Origin of the sequence: Caenimonas aquaedulcis (genome assembly GCF_015831345.1) — a bacterium.
GTDB lineage: Bacteria > Pseudomonadota > Gammaproteobacteria > Burkholderiales > Burkholderiaceae_C > Ramlibacter > Ramlibacter aquaedulcis.
The window spans coordinates 1,618,202-1,638,775 of the sequence record NZ_JADWYS010000001.1; the positions used below are offsets into that span (position 1 = coordinate 1,618,202).

A 20,574-nucleotide genomic window follows, 5' to 3' on the forward strand; every position below is an offset into this window, starting at 1 on the left:
TCACTTCACCGGGTTGCCGTCCGCATCGATCCGGCGGACTTCACCGAGGTTCAGCTGGCGGATGCCGGCTTCGACCTTGCTCATGTCGCCGACGACCACCCAGGTCACCTCGGCCGGCACGATGACGCGCCGGGCCAGCGCGTTCGCCTGCTCCGGCGTCAGGGCCAGCACGGTCCGCGCGTAAGTGTCGTAGTAGTCCGCCGGCAGCTTGTACTGCAGCACGGCGGAATAGGCGCCGCTCAACTCCCCTGTCGTTTCGAAGGAACCGGCCAGGGCGAAGGCCTCCTTCTGCTGCGCCACGCGCAGTTCGTCCGCGGCGATCGGCCGGGCGCCGGCGATCGCGGCGTATTCCTTGACGAGTTCCTGCAGCGCTTCGGCCGTCTTGTCCGTCTGCACCGGGGAGTTCGACACATAGGGTTGCTGGCCGAGCGCGGGCGTCACCTGGCTCCAGACCCCGTACGACCAGTGCTTGTCCTCGCGCAGGTTCATGTTGATGCGCGAGCTGAAGGTACCGCCGAAGATGTTGTTGACGAGGCGCAGTTCCACGCGCTCCTTCGGGCTGCCTGTGCGTACGAGCTGCGCGCCGTGGATCACGCTCTGCAAGGCGCCCGGCTTGTCCATCAGGTAGATCACCGTCTTCGCGGCGGGCGCCAGGGTGGCGACGTTCTTGGCCGGGACGTCGCCGGCTTTCCAACCCGCCAGCGACTTCTCGAGCAGCGGCACGAGCTCGGCGAGCTTCGTGTCTCCCACGACGAGCAGCGTCGCGTTGTTCGGCTTGAACCACGCCTGGTGGTAGGCCGCGAGTTCGGCCTTCGTGATGCGGCCCACGGCCGCCTCCGAGCCCGTGCCGGTGAGCGGGCCCGCATACGCGTGGTCCTTGCCGTACAGCAGCGCAGGAATGACCCGCAGCGCCATCGTCTCCGGGTTGGACTTCTCGCGCTGGATCGCGGCGAGCCGGTCCTTGCGGATGCGCTCGACGTCCGTGTCGGCATACGCGGGGTGCAATGCGACGTCCGCGAAGATGTCCACGGCCTGCGGCAGCGTGGCCTTCAAGGCGTTCATGTTCAGGAAGGAGCCGTCGAGGTTGGCGCTCGTGGACAGCGTGGCGCCCAGGCTTTCCAGTTCCTGCCCGAGTTTCGTGGCGTCTCGGCGGGCGGTGCCCTCTTCCATCAGCCGCAGCGCGAAGCTCGCGAGGCCGGGCTGGGCCGGAGGGTCCGACGCATAGCCGCCATCGACGATCAGCGACAGGTTGACGACGGGGGCCGCGTGACTCTCCACCAGCACGACGCGCAGCCCATTGGCCAGCGTCACCGCCTGCGGCTTGGGCAGGTTGAGCGCGGACGGCTGGCCCGGTGCGGGCTCCTTCGTGCGGTCCACGCCGGAGGCGCTCGCCACGCCTTCGGCGAAGGGCTTGACTTCCAGCACGTAGTCGCCGTCGCTCAGCCACTGCACCAGGGCCGCCTGGACCGAGGCGGGCGTGGCCGCCTTGATGCGCTCCAGGTAGTCCTTGTAGCAATGCGGATTGCCGGTGTAGGTCTGGCATTCCGCCAGCAGGTCGCTTTTGCCGCCGAAGCCCCCGACACGCTCGGCGATGCGCGCATAGCGGGCCAGGATCGCCGTCTTCGCGAGTCGCAGTTCGGCGTCCGTCGGGCCGGTGCGCAGCAAGGCCGCCAGCTCCTGCGCGGCGGCGCGCTCGACCACGCCCAGGTCGCCGCCGGGGCGCGCGGTCAGCGTCATGTCGAACTGCCCGGCGATCTCGCCGGCGTCATTGCTCGCCGTCGCGCTGGTCGCCACCTGGTCCTTGTAGACAAGCCGCTGGTAGAGGCGGGAGGTCTTGCCGCCACCCAGCACGTGCGCCCCGAGGTCGAGCAGGGGCTCGGTCGCGGAGCGCGTGGGCGGCACGTTCCAGATGCGGTAGAGCCGCGCCTGCGGCACGCGGTCTTCCAGCACGCCGCGATGCGTTCCCGTGCGCTTGGCGATCCACTCGCGGTGCTTCGCCAGCGGCGGGCCGGGCGGGATGTCGCCGTAGTACTTCTCCACCTTCTCGCGGGCCGCCTGCGGCGTGATGTCCCCGGCGAGCACCAGCGTCGTGTTGTTCGGCCCGTAGTAGGTCCGGAACCACGTGCGCACATCTTCCATGCTCGCGGCGTCCAGGTCCTTCATCGAGCCGATCACCGTCCAGGAATACGGATGGCCCGCCGGGTAGGTGTTCTCGGTGATGAGCTGGTAGGCGGGGCCGTAGGGCCGGTTCTCGCCCTGGCGCTTTTCGTTTTGCACCACGCCGCGCTGCAGGTCCAGCTTCTTCTGGTCCAGCACGCCCAGCAGGTGCCCCATGCGGTCGCTCTCCGCAAACAGCGCATAGTCGAGCATGCCCACCGGAACGTTCTGGAAGTAGTTGGTGCGGTCGTTGTTGGTCGTGCCGTTCAGGCTGGTCGCGCCGGCCTGCGACAGGGCCGAGAGGTAGGTCTTGTTGAAGTTCTCGCTGCCGCTGAACATGAGGTGCTCGAACAGGTGGGCGAAGCCCGTCTTGCCCGGGCTCTCGTTCTTCGAGCCCACGTGGTACCAGGTGTTGACCGCCACCACCGGCAGCTTGTGGTCCTCGTGCACGAGCAGCGTGAGGCCGTTCCTCAGCACGAACTTCGTGTAGGGAATGTCCGGGATCGCGATGTCCGGTGCGGGTTGCGCGAAGGCGGCAGCGGCGCAGGCCGACAGCAGCAAAGCCGCCGTGCGTTGCAGGAATTGGGTCACGTTGTCTGCTCCAGGGATCAGGGCTGGTAGCCGACGGCCGCCAGCGCTTTTTTCGGGTTCACCAGCGTGCGGCGGCCGTCCTCGCTGCGGTCGGCCGTGCTGCGCATGATCGCGATCACTTCCTGCGGTTTGAGCGAAGGCTTCACCGCGAGCATCTTGGCTGCGAGATTGGCGACCTGCGGCGAGGCCATGGAGGTGCCGGACATCGCAAGCCGCCGTCCGCCCGGCACATAGCTGTCCACCTGGTAGCCGTTGGCATGCAGCAGCACGGTCGGGCCGTAGCTGGTGAACGACGCCTCGTCGCCCGCCTTGTCCACCGCACCGACCGACACCAGGTTCGGCAGGGTGATGCCCGACGGGTAGGCGTCGTTGAAGGTGGGGTCGTTCGCGGAGTTGCCCGCGGAGGTGACGAGCAGCACGTCGGGCAGCGACTCGAATGCGGCCTTCAGCGCCTTGAAGTGCATGTCGAAGTATTCGCGCGCCAGCGCCTTGCGCTCGGCCGTGTCCTTGCCGATGCCGCACTGCTCCAGCTCGACCTCGTAGGAGCGCAGGTTGCCGCCCCAGCTCATGTTCACCACGCGCGCGCCGGAGCGGCGGATGAAGTCCGCGTAGCGCGCGAAGTTCGCCGAGATACGCTCCTCGAGCTCGCGCGTGGGGCACGGGTCGGGCAGCAGCGTGTGGCCGAACTCGATGCGCGCATTGGCCAGCCGCGCATAGGGATTGCCCGCCATGGTGATGCCCGCCACGTGCGTGCCGTGCGAATGGACGCTCGTGAGGCGAAGCTGCTCCTGCACGGACTTGTACTGCTCCGGCGGCAGGCTGGACATCAGGTTGCGCATGTCGGCGGCCTCGGGGCTGTCGATGTTGGACGTGAGGTCCGACAGCCCCTTGCTGCGCGCCTGCATCGCGTCCAGGCGGCCGCGCAACTCCTCCGGAATCGGCTTGAGCGGCTCGGCCGACGGTGCGCCGCGCCGGTCGAAGGCGACCATCGCGGGCTTGCCGTCCTGCGTCAGCACCTGGTCCTTGAACAGGCCCATGTCCACGCCGCTGTCCCAGACGACGACGGTGACGGGCGTGTAGTTGCGCCCCGGCGGCAGCGCGACGTCGCGCGCGGCCCAGATGTCCGGCTTGTCGACCTTGTGCGCGTTCAGGTAGGCCGTATAGGTGTCGGTCAGCACGGCCTTGAGCGGAAGGACGTATTCGAGCGCGTAGCGCGTCGAGACGATCGCCGGCGCGAGGTCGGAGCTGAGCGCGCCCGTGCGCGTCGCGACCGGCTGCAGCACCTCGCGCACGCGGCCGAGGGCCAGCGTCTCGCCGAACGTCTGCATGCCCGCCTTGGCACGCATGATGTCGTTCTGGATCACCGCGTAGGGCAGGCGGTCGAGTTCCTCGCGGATGAAGCGCGCCACCTCGGCGTTGTACGCGGCCGATCCGCGCTCGCCCTTCTTCAGGCCGGCGACGATGGCGCGCACCGTCAACCCCGAGAGCAGCTTGTCGGCGGGCTTTTCCTGCAACTGCTGGATCTGCGCGGAGCGGCGCAGCGCGTCCTCGTGGCGGCCCTCCAGCATGTCGAGCTGGACGAGCACGCCGAGCATCTGCCGGCGCGTCGCGAGTTCCGCGATGTCGTAGGTGGCGAGCGTGCTTTCCAGGTCGCGGCGCACGCCCTGCGCGAACGGCGTGAAGCGCTGCGGCTCCCGCACGACAGCTTCCAGCGGGCCCTGCACGGGGTAGCTGTAGCGCGGGAGGTCGTCGGCCTTCTCGGCCCGCTTCAGGGCCTGGGCGTGGGACACGCCGAAGGACAACGCACAGGCCATGGCGATGGCCGCGAAGGACAGTTTCTTCATCTCGAACCTCAGGCGGGAACGGCGGCCTCGTAGCCGCGCGGGATCGCGGCGAGCAGCTGCCGCGTGTACGGGTGTTGCGGGTTGGCGTAGATCGCCTCGGCGCTGCCGCGCTCGACGATCTCCCCCTTGTTCATCACGAGGATGTCGTCGGCCATGTACTTCACCACCGCGAGGTCATGGCTGATGAAGACATAGGTGAGGCCGAATTCTTCCTGCAGGTCCAGCAGCAGGTTCAGCACCGTGGCCTGCACGCTCACGTCGAGCGCGCTCACGCTCTCGTCGCACACGATGATCTCCGGCTGCATCGTGAGGCAGCGCGCGATCGCGATGCGCTGGCGCTGGCCGCCGGAAAACTCATGCGGGTACTTGCCGAAGGCCGCGGCGGGCAGGCCCACCTTCTCCAGCCAGCCGAGCGCGAGGCGCGCGCGCGCATCGTCGTCCGCGCCGATGCCGTGGATCTTCATCGGCTCCATCAGGATCTGTCCCACCGTGAAGCGCGGGTTCAGGCTCGCGTACGGGTTCTGGAAAATGATCTGGATGCGCTGGCGGAAGGGGCGCATCTGCGCCGCATTGAGCGCCGCCAGGTCCTGTCCTTCGAACAGGATGCGGCCCGTCGTCGCGTCGGTGAGCCGCGTGAGCATCATGCCCACCGTGGTCTTGCCCGAGCCGGATTCGCCCACCACGCCCAGCGTGCGGCCCTTGTGCAGCACGAAGTCCGCCTGCTTCACCGCGTCGATGGTCCGGCGCCTGAAGAAACCCTCCTTCAGGCGGTAGGCCTTGGACAGCCCCGACACTTCGATCAGCGCCGGGCCCTCGCTCGGCGCGGAGACCCGCTGCTCGGTCACGATCGGACGGTTGTTCACGATATCGTCGATCACCGGCAGGCGGCGCGGCCGCGTGTCCAGGCGCGGGCGGCAGGCGAGCAGCGCACGCGTGTAGGCGTCCTGCGGCGCGCCGAATATCTGGCCGACCGGACCGGCCTCACGCACCTCCCCGTGTCGCATGACGACGACCTGCTTCGCGATCTCGCCCACCAGGCCGAGGTCATGGCTGATGAACAGGACGCTCATCTTCTGGCGCTCCTGCAGCTTCGCGAGCAGGTCCACGATCTGCCGCTGCACCGTCACGTCCAGCGCGGTGGTGGGCTCGTCGGCGATCAGGAGCTTCGGCTCGCAGGCGATCGCCATGGCGATCATCACGCGCTGCTGCTGGCCGCCCGAGAGCTCGTGCGGATAGGCATCGAGGCGTGCGCGCGGCTCGGGGATGCCCACTTCCGCGAGCAGTTCGAGCGCGCGGTCGCGCGCGGCGCGATGGCCGAGCGGGAAGTGCATGCGCAGCACCTCGGCGATCTGGTCGCCCACGGTGAGCACCGGGTTGAGCGAGCTCATCGGCTCCTGGAACACCACCGAGATGTCCTTGCCGCGCAGGCGGCGCATTTCTTCGGCGCTGTTGTGCGCGAGGTCGCGGCCCTCGTAGAAGATGTGGCTGTCCGCGCCGACGATCGCGTTGTCCGGCAGCAGGCGCACGATGCTCATCGCCGTCACGCTCTTGCCGGAGCCGGACTCGCCGACCAGTGCCACCGTGGTGTTGGCGGGGATGTCGAAACTCACGCCGCGCACGGCTTCGTGCACCTCGCGGCCCATACGGAAACTCACGCGCAGGTCGCGCACTTCGATCAATGCAGACATGTGGCGGTTCCTGTCAACGAAGCTTGGGGTCCATCGCGTCGCGCAGCGCGTCAGTAAGCAGCGCGAACGCGGTGACGAAGGTGGCCATGAAGGCGGTGGCGGCGACGAGCTGCCACCACTTGCCCAGCACGAGTTCGGTCTGCGCCTCGGCGAGCATCGTGCCCCAGCTGACCATGTCGATCGGTACGCCCAGGCCGAGGAAGGACAGGATCACTTCCGCCTTGATGAAGCTCACCACGTGCAGGCTCAATTGAACGAGCACGACGTGGCTGATGTTGGGCAGGATGTGCCCGAACATGCGCGCCGCGTGGCTCGCGCCGATCGACTCGGCGGCGCGCACGTATTCGCGGCCGCGGTGCTTGATGTATTCGGCCCGCACGAGCCGGTAGATGCCCGTCCAGCCGACGATGCCCAGGATCAGCACCACTGGCACGATGCTGCTGGAGAAAACCTTGCCCATCGGGCCGTACTTGAAGACCGCGGCCAGGGCGAAGATCAGCAGGATGTACGGGATGGACGTGAAGACGTTGTAGACCCACTCGAGCAGGTCGTCGAGCTTGCCGCCGAAATAGCCCGCCACCGCGCCCAGCACGGTGCCGATCAGCGTCGCGAGGAACGCCGCCGCGATACCCACGAGGATGGACACCTGCGCGCCCTTCACCGCCTTGGACAGCACGTCGCGGCCGATGCGGTCGCCGCCGAAGGGCAGCGTCGCCGACTTTTCGATGGCCACCGTCTTCACCTGCGCGGCGCGCTCGGCCCACTGCTTGTAGTAGGGCGCGAGCGGATCGATGTCGGTCAGGTCGACGTTGGGCAAGGCCGGCGCTTCCGCCTTCGCCGCTTCCCTGGCCTGGGCGCCGACGAAGGTCGGGGGCGCGAAGGGCTCGCCGACCTCGCGCTGCCAGCCGCCGGCCAGCAGGCCGACCTGGGCCAGCACCACGAGCACGAGGAAGGCGCCGACGATCCACAGGGACACGATGCCCACGCGGTCGCGGCGCAGGCGGGCCCACGCCTGCGCCCAGACGCTGGGCGAGCGGGGCAGGCTTTCGACGAGGGGGACGCCCGGCGGATCGATGCCCTCAGCGGCGGCGACGGGGAGGCTCGGATTGGCGTTCATTTGAGCACCACGCGCGGATCGACGAATTTATAGAGCACGTCGGTGACCAGGTTGATCACCATCGTGAGCGCGGCCAGGTAGATCGTGACCGCCTGGATGACGGGGAAGTCGCCACGGCCCACCGCGGCGTAGACCTCGCGGCCCAGGCCCGGGATCGAGAAGAACACCTCGATCAGGAAGGAGCCGATGAACACGCCGGGCAGCTGGGTCGCCACGTTCGTGAGGATCGGGATCATCGCGTTGCGCAGCACGTGCTTGAAGAGGATGGTCTTCTCGGGCACGCCCTTGGCGCGCGCGGTGCGCACGTAGTCGTGGCCGATCTCGTCGAGGAAGAAGCTGCGGTACAGGCGCGTGGCCGGGGCGAGGCTCACCAGCACGGCGATCATCACAGGCAGGGGCGCATAGACCAGGAGGTTGGTCCAGGTGCTGGCCGTCCAGCCCTGCACCGGGAACCAGCCCAGCTGGAAGGCGAACAGGTACTGACCGATGATCACGTAGACCAGGAAGCTGATCGACAGCGCGACGGTGCTGATGATCATCACCAGGCGGTCCGTGAGGCTGCCGCGCACGTAGGCCACCGCCATGCCCGCCACGATGGCCAGGCCGACCTCGAGGATGAGGATGGGGATCATGATCGTCAGCGTCGCCGGCAGGCGCGTGGCGAAGATGTTCGACACCGTCTCCTTGGTCGACCAGCTGGCGCCCCAGTTGAACGTGACCACCTTCTTGACGAACAGCCACAGCTGCTGCCAGGTGGGCAGGTCCAGCCCGAGCTGGCGCCGGATGGAGTCGATCTGCTCCTGGCTGGCCTGCAGGCCGCCCAGGATTTCGGCGGGGTCGTCGCCGAAGTATTTGAAGAGAAAGAACACCAGCAGGATCACGCCTGCCAGCGTCGGGATCATCTGCAGGATCCGTCGGAGGATGTAGGACAGCATGTGTAATTGTGCGGCTGGCGGATGGCGCCGGGACTCGACTTCGGGAAACCGCTCGTGGCGGAGGCCCCGGCGCGCATTATGCTTGCGTCCTGCGACCCCCCAATAGGTGTTTCCAACCATGACGTCCCGACTCTGGGCATTGGCCACCAGCCTTTGCCTGGCACTAGGCGCCGCCCACCCGGCATGCGCCCAGACTGCTGCGAATCCTGAAAAAGTCCTGCGCTACGCGTTCCTCGGCACCGAGACGGGGTTCGACCCCGCGCAGATCACCGACCTGTACTCGGCCGCCGTCGTCGGGCACATCTTCGAGGCGCCGTACGAATACGACTACCTCGCGCGCCCCGCGAAGATGGTGCCCAACCTCGCCGAAGCGCTGCCCGAGGTGGCGCCGGACTTCCGCACCTACACGTTCCGGCTGCGTGCGGGCATCTACTTCTCCGACGATCCCGCCTTCGGCGGCAAACCGCGCGAAGTCACGGCCCGGGACGTCGTCTACACCTTCAAGCGCTTCTTCGACCCGAAGAACAAGAGCCCGAACTATTCCAGCTTCGCCGAGGAGAAGATGATCGGCCTCGCCGCGCTTCGCAAGAAGGCCGAGGCGACCGGCTCGTTCGACTACGACACCGAGGTCGAAGGCTTGCGCGCGATCGACCGCTACACGGTGCAGGTCAAGCTGGGAGAATCGCGCCCGCGCTTCATGTACGCGCTGGCCGATCCGGCGACCATGGGCATCGTCGCGCGGGAGGTCGTCGAAAAGTACGGCGACGCCATCATGGAGCACCCCGTGGGTACGGGTCCCTTCATCCTCAAGGAATGGCGCCGCGCCTCGAAGATCACGCTGGTGCGCAATCCGGCCTTTCGCGACAAGCGCTTTGAGGGCGAGCCGTCGACGGCGGCAGGCGCCGAAATCCTCAAGGAGTTCAAGGGCAGGAAACTCCCGATCGTCGACCGCGTCGAAGTCTCCATCATCGAGGACCCCCAGCCGCGCTGGCTCGCGTTCCTCAACGGCGAACACGACTTCCTCGAACGCCTGCCGCAGAACTTCGCCACCTACGCGATCCCGAACAACAAGCTCGCGCCCAACCTCGCGCACCGGGGCATCCGCATGGCGCAGCAGCCCCTGTCGGACTTCACCGTCGCCTACATGAACATGGAGCATCCCGTCGTGGGCGGCTACACGCCCGAGAAGGTGGCGCTGCGCCGGGCCATCGGCCTGGCGATCAACAGCGGCGAGGAGGTGCGCCTGCCCAGGCATGACCAGGCGATCGTGGCCCAGGGCTTCGTCATGCCCAACACCACGCTCTACGACCCGAAGTACCGCTCCGAGATGGGAACCTTCGACCGCGCCCGGGCCGTCGCGCTGCTGGACCTGTTCGGCTACACCGACAAGGACGGCGACGGCTGGCGCGACATGCCCGATGGCAAGCCGCTGGTGCTGGACTACGACACCTTGTCGCGCGCGGACTACCGCGAGCTCGACGAGATCCTGAAGAAAAACCTCACGGCGGTCGGCATCAAGCTGAACCTGCGCATCGGCCAGTGGCCGGAACAGTTTCGCAACTCGCGCGCGGGCAAACTCATGATGTGGAACTTCGGCAGCAGCGCCACCACCCCTGACAGCGGAAACATCCTGGACATGGGCTACAGCAAGTCGATCGGAGAGCAGAACCACGCGCGCTTCTCGAACGCGAAGTTCGACGCGCTCTACGAGAAGCAATCCGTGATGCCCGACGGGCCGGAGCGGCTCGCGGTGATCAACGAGGCGCAGCGCATCCTCATCGCGTACATGCCTTACAAGGTGAAGGTACACCGCATCGCCACCGACATGTGGCAGCCCTGGGTGAGCGGCTACCTGCGCCATCCGTTCCGCCGCGATTTCTGGCAGTTCATCGACGTCGATCCGGGCAAGATGCCCCGGAACGGCGCAGTCAACGGGTGACACCATGTTTGTGACGACGAAAACCATCGCTCGCGCCACCGCCTTGCTGGCACTGGCCGGCGCCCTGCTCCTCCCGGCCACCCGCGCAGCGGCTGCGCCCGAGAAAGTCCTGCGCTATGCGTTCCCGGTTGCGGAGACCGGGTTCGACCCCGCGCAGCTGAACGACCTCTATTCGCGCATCATCACCGCGAACATCTTCAACGCGCTGTACGGCTACGACTACCTCGCCCGCCCTGCCAAGGTGCGGCCGGTGCTGGCCGACGGCATGCCGGAGATCTCCCCGGACTTCCGCACCTTCACCGTCAGGATGCGCAAGGGCATCTACTTCGCCGACGACCCGGCCTTCGGCGGCAAGCGGCGCGAGGTGACGGCGGCGGACATCGTGTACAGCTACAAGCGCATCATGGACCCGGCGAGCAAGAGCCCTCTCGTGAGCGGCCTCGAGGAGGAGAAGATCCTCGGCCTCGCCGAACTGCGCAAGAAGGCGCAGGCCGGCGACGCGAAGTTCGACTACGACAGCGAGATCGAGGGCATGCGCGCGCTGGACCGCTACACCGTGCAGTTCAAGCTCGGCGAGGCGCGCCCGCGCTTCCTGTTCACGCTGGCCGACCCGGGAATCATGGGCGCGGTGGCGCGCGAGGTCGTGGAGAAATACGGCGACGCGATCATGGAGCATCCGGTGGGCACCGGCCCGTTCATGCTCAAGGAATGGCGCCGCTCCTCGAAGATCACGCTGGTGCGCAACCCGGGCTACCGCGACGAGTTCTACGACGCGCAGCCGGCTCCGGGCGACGCCGCGGCGCAGGCGATCTACGCGAAGCTCAAGGGCCGCAAGCTGCCGATGATCGACCGGGTGGAGATCTCCATCATCGACGACCCGCAGCCGCGGTGGCTGTCCTTCCTGAACGGCGAGTACGACATGATCGAGCGCCTGCCGGAGAACTTCGCGACGCACGCGATCCCCAACAACAAGCTGGCGCCCAACCTCGCGAAGCTCGGCATCCAGATGGAGCGCGTGCCGCTGTCGGACATCCGCATGATCTACTTCAGCATGCTCAACCCGGTGGTGGGCGGCTACACGCCGGAGAAGGTGGCGCTGCGCCGGGCCGTCGGCCTCGCGATGAGCGGCGAGCAGGAAGCGCGCCTGGCCATGCGCGGGCAGGCCATGGTGGCGCAGGGCTTCGTGATGCCCAACACCAGCTCGTTCGATCCCGACTACCGTTCGGAGATGGGCACGTACGACGTGGCAAAGGCGAAGGCCCTGCTCGACATGTTCGGCTACACCGACAAGGACGGCGACGGCTGGCGCGAGCTGCCGGACGGCAAGCCGCTTGTGCTGGTGTACGACACGCTGTCGGCCGCCGACTACCGCGAGCGCGACGAGGTGATGAAGAAGAACCTCGACGCGATCGGCATCAAGCTGGAGCTGCGGATCGGCAAGTGGCCCGAGCAGCTGCGCAACTCGCGCGCCGGCAAGCTGATGATGTGGGGCTACGGCCTGTCCGCGAGTTCCCCCGACAGCGCGGGCGTGCTGGCGCTGGGCTACAGCGGCTCCTTCGGCCAGCAGAACCACTCGCGCTTCAAGAACGACAAGTTCGACGAGCTGTACCGCAAGCAGGCGGTGATGCCGGACGGGCCCGAACGCGACCGCGTGATCCGCGAGGCGGGACGCATCATGACCGCGTACATGCCGATCAAGGTGCGCGTGCACCGCATCGGCACCGATATGATGCAGCCCTGGCTGGTGGGCTACAAGCGCCACCCCAATGCGCGCGAGTTCTGGCAGTACGTCGACATCGACACCGACAAGCTTCCCAAGAAGAAGTGACGGCAGCGCCCGCGAATTTCCGCTTATCGAAGAGGACCCTCATGCAAGACAAGATTCCCCGCAACTTCGCCCTGCTCGCCCTGTGCGCCGCCCTCGCCGCGCCCGCCCTGGCCGCCATCGTGCCGCCCGGCGTCCAGCTGCATCCCACGCAGACGCTGATCCGCAACAACGGCTCCGAGCCCGAAACGCTGGACCCGGCCCTCGCCGAGACGGTGGGCGCGAACAACATCACCCGCGACCTCTTCGAAGGCCTCACCGCCAACGACGGCGACGGCAAGATCGTGCCCGGCGTGGCCGAGAGCTGGAAGCAGACCAACGCGACCACCTGGGTGTTCAAGCTGCGCCAAAACGCCAAGTGGTCCAACGGCGACCCGGTGACGGCGCAGGACTGCGTCTACGGCATCCGCCGCTTCCTGGACCCCAAGACCGCGTCCAAGTACGCGACCACCTACGGCGTGTTCCTGCTGAACGGCAAGGAAGTCGCGATGGGCAAGAAGCCGCCGGCCGACGTCGGCGTGAAGGCGCTCGACAAGTTCACGGTGGAAATCAAGACGGCCTTCCCCGTCACCTTCCTGCCGCAGCTCCTGTCCAATAACAACCTCGGGCCGCTGCACCAGGCGTCGGTGGAAAAGTTCGGCAAGGACTGGACCAAGCCGGGCAACATGGTGGGCAACGGCGCCTTCATGCTGAAGGACTGGGTCGTGAACCGCAGCGTGGTCATCGAGAAGAACCCCCACTACTGGGACAAGGACCACGTGCAGCTCACGCGCGTCACCTACCTGGGCGTGGAGGACGGCAACGCCGACGTGAAGCTCTTCGAGTCGGGCCAGAACGAGATGGTCTACCAGCTGCCGCCCGGCACCTACGAGGACGCGAAGAAGAAATTCCCGAAGGACGTGCGCAACGCGCCGATGCTGGGCCTGCGCTACTACACGCTGCAGACGCAGAGCCCCGCGATGAAGGACGTGCGCGTGCGCAAGGCGCTCTCCATGGTGATCGACCGCGACATCCTCGCCACCAAGATCACCGCCGACGGGCAGGCACCCGCCTACGGCCTGATCGTCAAGGGCATGGAAGGCGCCGACATGACCGACTACGATTGGGCGAAGTGGCCCATGGACAAGAAGGTCGCCGAGGCGAAGAAGCTGCTGGCGGACGCCGGCGTGAAGCCCGGCACCAAGTACACCTTCACGTACAACACCAGCGAATACCACAAGAAGATGGCGATCTTCGCGCAGTCCGAGTGGAAGAAAAAGCTGGGCGTGGACATCGAGCTCGAGGCGATGGAGTTCAAGGTGCTGGTGAAGAAGCGCCATGACGGCACCTTCGAGATCGCGCGCGACGGCTTCATCGCCGACTACAACGACGCGACCAACTTCCTCGCGCTCGTGCGCTGCGATTCGGACCAGAACCTGAACTTCAACTGCAACCGCAAGGCCGAGGAGCTGATCACCCAGGCCGAGCAGAACGACGACGCGGGCAAGCGCAAGGGCCTGCTCACGCAGGCGACGAAGATGATCATGGAGGACTACCCCCTGATCCCGCTCGTCCAGTACTCCCTGCCCCGGCTGGTAAAATCCTACGTCGGCGGGTATTCGCTGCAGAACGCGCAAGACCGCTTCCGCAGCAAGGACCTGTACATCATCAAGCACTGACGGCGGTACCCCCGCCCTCAACCGCGCCGGCGCAGCACCCTTTGCGCCGGCGTTTTTGCGAGAGCCCTGCACACCATGTGGTCGTACACATTGCGTCGCCTGCTGGCGACCATTCCCACGCTGCTGGCCGTCATCACGGCCTGCTACTTCCTCGTGCACGCCGCGCCGGGCGGCCCCTTCGACAGTGACAAGCAGGTCTCCGCCGCCGTCCTCGCGAACCTCCAGGCCAAGTACCACCTGGACCTGCCGCCCTGGCAGCAGTACCTCTTCTACCTGAACAACGTCATCCACGGTGACCTCGGCGCGTCCTTCCGCTATGCGGACTGGTCGGTGAACGACCTCGTCGCCGCGGCGCTGCCTGTGTCGCTGTCCATCGGCGGGCTGTCGATGCTGATTTCCTTTTTCGTCGGCGTCGCCATGGGGACGGCCGCCGCGTTGCGCCAGAACAGCGCCGCCGACTACGGCGTGATGCTGGTGGGTAACCTGGGCAGCGTGTTCCCGTCCTTCGTCATCGGGCCGGTGCTGGTGCTCGTGTTCGCGCTCTGGCTGCACTGGCTGCCCGCGGGCGGCTGGGACGACTTCAAGCCGGCGTTCATGATCATGCCGGTCGCCCTGCTCACCTTCATCAATGTCGCGACCATCGCGCGGGTGATGCGCGGCAGCCTGATCGAGGTGATGCACAGCAACTTCATCCGCACGGCGCGGGCCAAGGGCCTGCCGACCCGCATCGTGGTACTGCGCCACGCGCTCAAGCCCGCGCTGCTGCCGGTCATCTCGGTGCTGAGCCCGCTCGCGATCTCCTCGATCACCGCGGCGCTCGTGACCGAGACCGTGTTTTCCATCCCGGGCCTGGGCAAGCTGATCGTGAACGGCGCGGGCAACCGCGACTACACGCTGGTGCTCGGCCTCGTCGTGCTGATCACGGTGCTCGCGGTGACGCTCAACCTGATCGTCGACCTCGCGTACGCCGCGCTCGACCCGAAGATTCGTTACTGAAGGCGCGCCATGTTCTTTTCCACGCGCCGCCAGATCATCGACCAGCTCGCCGAGCCGGTCGCCGTCACGCCCGGCCGCAGCCCCTGGGCCGACGCCCGCACCCGCTTCATGCGCAACAAGGCGGCGGTCGCGAGCGTCGTCGCCCTGCTCGTCATCGGCGCGCTGTGCGTCTTCGGTCCGCTCGTGCTGCCCTTCGACTTCGACTCCACCGACTGGGACGCGATGAAGCTGCCGCCCACGCTGCAGAACATGCACCTGTGGGGCACCGACGAATCGGGCCGGGACCTGCTCGTGCGCTGCCTGATCGGCGGGCGCATCTCGCTCATGGTGGGCCTGCTCGCGACGCTCTGCTCGGTCGCCGTCGGCATCGCGTGGGGCGCGACCGCCGGCTTCCTCGGCGGCAAGATCGACGGCTTCATGATGCGCATCGTCGACATGATGTACGCGATCCCCTACCTGCTCATCGCGATCCTGCTGGTCACCATCCTGGGCCGCGAGTTCTACCTCGTGGTGCTCGCGATCACCGCGTTCTCGTGGATGGACATGGCGCGCGTCGTGCGCGGCCAGACGCTGTCGCTGCGCACCATGGAATTCGTCGAGGCCGCGCGCGCCATCGGTGTCCCGACGCGCCGCATCATCTTCAACCACATCGTGCCCAACCTGCTGGGTGTCGTCGTGATCTACACCACCGTGACGGTGCCCTCGGTGATCCTCACGGAGTCCGTGCTGTCCTTCCTCGGCCTGGGCATCCAGGAACCGATGACGAGCTGGGGCGTGCTCATCGAGGACGGCACCAAGGTGATGGAAGTCGCGCCGTGGATGCTGCTCTTCCCGGCGGCGCTGCTGTCGATCACGCTTTATTGCTTCAACTTCATCGGCGACGGCCTGCGCGACGCGCTCGATCCCAAGGAACGCTAAGCATGGCCGGCAAACTCCTCGAGGTCGACGACCTCAACGTGAAATTCAAGACGCCCGAAGGCGACGTCACGGCAGTGAACGGCCTGGGCTTCTCGCTCGAGCGCGGCCAGACCTTCGGCATCGTCGGCGAAAGCGGCTCGGGCAAGAGCCAGAGCATGCTCGCGCTGATGGGGCTGCTGGCATCCAACGGCCGCGCGACCGGCAGCGCGCGCTTCAACGGCGACGACCTGCTCGCGATGGCGCCGCGCGACCTGAACCGCATCCGGGGCAACCGGATCGCGATGATCTTCCAGGACCCGATGACGTCGCTCAACCCCTACCTCACGGTGGAGCGGCAGATGACCGAGGTGCTGGAGCTGCATAAGGGCCTCACGCGCAAGAGCGCGCTGACACTGGCGATCCAGACGCTGGAGCAGGTGCGCATCCCCGACGCGGCGCGCCGCATCCGCATGTACCCGCACGAGTTCTCCGGCGGCATGCGACAGCGCATCATGATCGCGATGGCGCTGCTGTGCCAGCCCGACCTCCTGATCGCCGACGAACCCACCACCGCGCTCGACGTGACGGTGCAGGCGCAGACCATGGCGCTCTTGCGCGACCTGCAGCGCGACTTCGGCACGGCCATCATCCTCATCACGCACGACCTGGGCGTCGTCGCGGGCCTGTGCGACGAGGTGATGGTGCTGTATGGCGGACGCATCATGGAGCAGGCCAGCGCGGAGAGCATCTTCTACCGGCCGACGCATCCGTACACCCTGGGCCTGCTCGGCGCGGTGCCCAAGATCGACCACGAGGGCGAGCGGCTGGTCGCGATCCCCGGCGTGCCGCCGAACATGGCGCGCCTGCCCGCGGGCTGCCCGTTCAGCGAGCGCTGTGCCTTCGTGTTCGACAAGTGCGCGGCGGTGCGGCCGGCGCTGCTGCCCGCGCCGGGTGATCCGCAGGTGCTGCGTGCGTGCCATCGCGAGGTGTCCGAGATCGCCCAGGAAGCGCAGAAGGTGCTGGCATGAGCGATGTCGATTTGAAAGGCCGGGAGCCCCTGCTGTCCGTGCGCGACCTGCACGTGCACTTCAACGTGCGCGGCGAAGGCATCTTCCCCAAGAAGCGGACGCTCAAGGCGGTGAACGGCGTGAGCTTCGACCTCTATCCCGGCGAAACGCTGGGCATCGTGGGCGAGTCGGGCTGCGGCAAGTCCACGCTCGCGCGCGCGCTGCTGAACCTCATTCCGGCGAGCGCGGGCAAAGTCGTCTGGCTCGGCCGCGACATGTCCGGCGCCAGCGGCGCGGACTGGCAGAAGGTGCGCCGCAACGTGCAGATGGTCTTCCAGGACCCGCTCGCCTCGCTCAACCCGCGCATGAACATCGCGCAGATCGTCGGCGAGCCGCTGCGCACGCACCGCCCCGAGCTGACGCAGGCAGAGGTGCTCGCGCGCGTGAAGGCCATGCTGGTGAAGGTCGGCATGAACGAGGGCCAGCTCTATCGCTATCCGCACGAGTTCTCGGGCGGCCAGTGCCAGCGCATCGGCATCGCGCGTGCCCTCATCCTCGAACCGAAACTCATCGTGTGCGACGAACCGGTGTCGGCACTGGACGTCTCGATCCAGGCGCAGATCATCAACCTGCTGAAGGACCTGCAGGCCGAGATGCACCTCGCGCTCGTCTTCATCGCGCACGACCTCGCGGTGGTCAAGCACGTGAGCCAGCGCATCCTCGTGATGTACCTGGGACGAGTGATGGAGCTCGCGCAGAAGCACGAGCTTTATGCCGACCCGAAGCACCCGTACACGCGCGCCCTGCTCTCGGCCGTGCCGCTGGCCGACCCGAAGCTGGAGCGCGGCAAGGTGATCCAGATGCTGACCGGCGACCTGCCCTCGCCGATCGATCCACCGTCGGGCTGCGTGTTTCGCACGCGCTGCCCGCACGCCTTCGACCGCTGCGCGGCCGAAGTCCCGCCCCTGAAGCCCGTCACGCCGGCCACCGAGGCCGCCTGCTGGTTGTATTGAAGCAGCGCCGATGAAGACGGACGTCGGCCAACGGATCGCGAGGCGCTTTTCGCTGCCGCCCGGCGACCTGCTGCGCGACACGCTGTATCGCCGGCTGTGGATCTCCATCCTCACCAGCGCCTTCGGCAGCCAGATCACGATGCTCGCCATCCCGCTGACGGCCGCGGTGCTGCTGCACGCGACGCCCCAGCAGATGGGCATGCTCACGTCGGTGGAGCTGGCGCCCTTCGTGCTCTTCTCGCTCCCGTCGGGCGTGTGGCTGGACCGCGTGAAGAAGCTGCCCGTGTATGTCGCCGGCGAACTCTCGATCGCGCTGGTGCTCGCGAGCGTGCCCGGCGCCTGGGCGCTGGGCGTGTTGAACATCTACTACCTCTATGGCGTCGCCTTCGTGATCGGCTGCGTGGCGGTGGTCGCGGGAACGGCCGCGCAGATCGTGCTCACGCAGATCGTGCCGCGCTCGCGGCTCGTGGAGGCACACGCGAAGAACGCGCTCGCGAGTTCCACTGCAGAAGTCGCCGGGCCCGGTGCGGCCGGCGCGTTGATCCGCCTGGTCGGTGCGCCCGTCGCGCTGCTCGCGGACGCCGTGTTGCTGCTCACCAGCGTGTTCATCCTGAGGGGCCTGAAAATCCATGAGGAGCCCGGCAAGAAGGTGCCGGGCGAGTTCTGGGCGGCGCTGAAGGAAGGCCTCGCCTTCGTGCGCAGCTCCGCGCTCCTCGTTGCCATGGCCGCGCTCGTGGGCATCTGGCAGATGTGCCACCACTCGGCGATGGTGGTGCAGATCCTCTTCGCCACGCGCGAGCTCGGCCTCGACGAGAAGCAGGTCGGCCTGTGCTACGTGGGCCTGGGCGTCGGCACCGTGGCCGCGGGCGCGTTCGGCAACCGGATCTCGCGGCGCATCGGCGTGGGCCCCTGCCTGCTCTGGGGCTTCGGCATCTGCGGCTTCGGCTGGCTGCAGCTGGCGCTGGCGCCGGCGAATGCGTGGGGCATCTTCTCCTTCGTGCTGATGCTGGTGTGCTTCGGCCTGGGAGCCGTGCTGATCTTCATCAATTTCCTGGCCCTCAGGCAGGCCGTGACGCCCGAGCCGCTGCTGGGACGCATGACCAGCACCATGCGCTGGCTGATCCTCCTGCCGGGCGTTCCAGGGGCGTTGCTGGGGGGGTGGCTGGGGGAGCACCTGGGCCTGCGCTGGGCGCTCGCCTGCGGCGGGCTGGGCGCCGTGGCACTGGCGCTCGGGGGATGGCGCTTCACGCGGCTGCCGGCGCAGCGCGAGCTACCGGCCCAGGTCCACGGCTGACAGCGGCGCGGACTCGGTCTTGTAGTCGCCGGTCGCAGGCTTGGCTTCGGGCAGCGGCGCCTCCTGGTAGTCGAGCATCTCCATGAGGTGATGCATCACTTCGTCGCCGATCTCGTTGGCGCGCCAGAGGCGGATCAACTCGCGGCGCTCGGCGACGATGGCGGCATGCCGCAGGCGGTTCTGCAATTCGAGCTTCGGCGTGAGGTCGCTGCCGTCGGAGGCCACCAGCGCGATGCGCTCCGCGATGCCGGCCTTCTGCGCGTCCGCCCAGGATGGCGGCACGCCTTCGCGGGCGAGTGTGTCGTCCACCGCCTGCAGGGCCGCCTGGCTCATCGCGCGCCGCACGCGCAGCTGCTCGTCGTGCAGGCTCCAGCGCGAGCCGACCTTGAGCAGGCGGATGAGCGGCGTGAGCGTCAAGCCCTGTCCCACCAGCGTCGCGCCGATCACGACGAAGGTGAGGAAGATGATCAGGTCGCGATGCGGAAATGGCGCGCCGCCCGGCAGCGTCAGGGGCAGCGCCAGCGCGGCCGCGAGGGACACGATGCCGCGCATGCCGCACCAGCCGATGATCAGGAGTTCGCTCGTGCTCGGCGGCGGCTCCTGCTGCTTCGGGCTGCCGCTCAGGCCGCGCGGAAGAAACGACACGGGAAACACCCACACGAAGCGCACCAACACCGCCACTGCCGTGATCGCCGCGCCCAGCACGGCGAGCTGCACGGCCGAATAACGATCGAGGTTACCGACGACCGACGCCATCTGCAGCCCGATCAGCATGAACACCAGGCTGTTGAGCAGGAACACGAGCACATTCCACACGGGCCGCGCCATGATCCGCATGCCTGCCGACACGATCTCCGGCGCGTAGCGGCCCCGCACCAGGCCCGCGGCCACCACGGCGAGCACGCCCGAGACGTGCAGCGCTTCCGCGCCCATGTAGGCCGCGTACGGAATGGTGAGGACCGTGAGGACCTCGATGAACGGGTCGTTCAGCCGCTTGTGAACGGCGATGTAGAAGAAGGCCAGCGCGATGCCCACGGCGATGCCGACAAGGGACACCACGGCGAACTGGGACGCCGCATCCACCAGCGAGAACGTGCCCGTCAGCACCGCGGCGACGGCGAACTTGTAGAGGACGAGGCCGGACGCATCGTTCACGAGGCTCTCGCCTTCGAGGATGGTGACGATGCGCCGGGGCATGTTCAGGCGCGACAGGATGGCGGTGGCGGCGACCGCATCGGGCGGGGACACGATCGCCCCCAGGACGAAGGCCGCGGCCCAGGGTACGTCCGGCACGAGGAACTTCAGCGTGGCGCCCACCGCCAGCGTGGTCACCGTGACGAGGCCGATGGCAAGCAGGCCGATGGCGCGGATGTGCGCCTTGAAATCGGTCCAGGACGTTAGCAGGGCCGCCTGGTAGAGGATCGGCGGCAGCACGGCGACCAGGATCAGCTGGGGGTCGAATTGCGCCTGCGGCAGGTTGGGCACGAGGCCGAGGCATGCACCGCCGGCCACCAGCGCGATCGGATAGGGAAACTCGAAGCGGCGTGCGATCCAACCCAGCGCCACGGAGCTGAGGAGGAGCAGGAGCACGAGTTGGAGGACTGCCATGGGTG

Annotated in this window: 14 protein-coding genes; 8 read left to right on the forward strand and 6 right to left on the reverse strand. The window is 67.5% G+C overall.

What is annotated here, in order from left to right; genetic code table 11:
- The 5 genes from I5803_RS07800 to I5803_RS07820 are packed head-to-tail and all read right to left on the reverse strand — an operon-like array spanning position 1 to position 8,332.
- Positions 1–2,748, reverse strand: a complete 2,748-nt coding sequence (locus I5803_RS07800; protein ID WP_354001635.1) for a M16 family metallopeptidase — start codon at positions 2,746–2,748, stop codon at positions 1–3.
- A gap of 17 nt (positions 2,749–2,765) precedes the next feature.
- On the reverse strand, positions 2,766–4,592 hold the full coding sequence (locus I5803_RS07805) for a S8 family serine peptidase (protein WP_196985808.1): 1,827 nt from the start codon (positions 4,590–4,592) through the stop codon (positions 2,766–2,768).
- An 8-nt stretch (positions 4,593–4,600) separates the two neighbouring features.
- A complete protein-coding gene (locus I5803_RS07810; protein WP_196985809.1) occupies positions 4,601–6,280 on the reverse strand; it encodes an ABC transporter ATP-binding protein in 1,680 nt (559 codons plus the stop codon).
- Between the two features lie 13 nt (positions 6,281–6,293).
- Entirely contained in the window at positions 6,294–7,397 is a 1,104-nt protein-coding gene (locus tag I5803_RS07815; RefSeq protein WP_196985810.1) for an ABC transporter permease, read from the reverse strand.
- Positions 7,394–8,332, reverse strand: coding sequence for an ABC transporter permease (locus I5803_RS07820; protein WP_196985811.1), 939 nt, complete (start codon positions 8,330–8,332; stop codon positions 7,394–7,396). The genes I5803_RS07815 and I5803_RS07820 overlap by 4 nt, the downstream gene beginning before the upstream one ends.
- A gap of 118 nt (positions 8,333–8,450) precedes the next feature.
- Between I5803_RS07820 and I5803_RS07825 the strand changes: the two genes are divergently transcribed.
- The 8 genes from I5803_RS07825 (at position 8,451) to I5803_RS07860 (ending at position 18,961) form a co-directional block, all read left to right on the forward strand.
- Positions 8,451–10,271, forward strand: a complete 1,821-nt coding sequence (locus I5803_RS07825; RefSeq protein ID WP_196985812.1) for an ABC transporter substrate-binding protein — start codon at positions 8,451–8,453, stop codon at positions 10,269–10,271.
- 10 nt (positions 10,272–10,281) lie between these two features.
- Positions 10,282–12,099 (forward strand): ABC transporter substrate-binding protein, encoded by a 1,818-nt coding sequence (locus I5803_RS07830; RefSeq protein WP_354001636.1) that lies wholly within the window; start codon positions 10,282–10,284, stop codon positions 12,097–12,099.
- Positions 12,100–12,140: 41 nt separating this feature from the next.
- Positions 12,141–13,754 (forward strand): peptide ABC transporter substrate-binding protein, encoded by a 1,614-nt coding sequence (locus tag I5803_RS07835; protein WP_196985814.1) that lies wholly within the window; start codon positions 12,141–12,143, stop codon positions 13,752–13,754.
- Positions 13,755–13,829: 75 nt separating this feature from the next.
- Positions 13,830–14,750: an oligopeptide ABC transporter permease OppB gene (gene oppB / locus I5803_RS07840; RefSeq protein WP_196985815.1), complete on the forward strand. Its 921-nt coding sequence runs from the start codon at positions 13,830–13,832 to the stop codon at positions 14,748–14,750.
- Positions 14,751–14,759: 9 nt separating this feature from the next.
- Positions 14,760–15,668, forward strand: coding sequence for an ABC transporter permease subunit (locus I5803_RS07845; protein ID WP_196985816.1), 909 nt, complete (start codon positions 14,760–14,762; stop codon positions 15,666–15,668).
- 2 nt (positions 15,669–15,670) lie between these two features.
- Positions 15,671–16,675, forward strand: coding sequence for an oligopeptide/dipeptide ABC transporter ATP-binding protein (locus I5803_RS07850; protein WP_196985817.1), 1,005 nt, complete (start codon positions 15,671–15,673; stop codon positions 16,673–16,675).
- Positions 16,672–17,667, forward strand: coding sequence for an oligopeptide/dipeptide ABC transporter ATP-binding protein (locus I5803_RS07855; RefSeq protein WP_196985818.1), 996 nt, complete (start codon positions 16,672–16,674; stop codon positions 17,665–17,667). The genes I5803_RS07850 and I5803_RS07855 overlap by 4 nt, the downstream gene beginning before the upstream one ends.
- A 10-nt stretch (positions 17,668–17,677) precedes the next feature.
- Entirely contained in the window at positions 17,678–18,961 is a 1,284-nt protein-coding gene (locus I5803_RS07860) for an MFS transporter (RefSeq protein ID WP_196985819.1), read from the forward strand.
- On the opposite strand, the gene I5803_RS07865 is transcribed toward I5803_RS07860, so the two are convergent.
- The gene (locus tag I5803_RS07865; protein ID WP_196985820.1) at positions 18,938–20,569 is read right to left on the reverse strand and encodes a Na+/H+ antiporter; all 1,632 of its coding nucleotides are present in this window, start codon (positions 20,567–20,569) and stop codon (positions 18,938–18,940) included. The two genes, I5803_RS07860 and I5803_RS07865, sit on opposite strands and share 24 nt — an antisense overlap.
- Positions 20,570–20,574 lie beyond the last annotated feature (5 nt).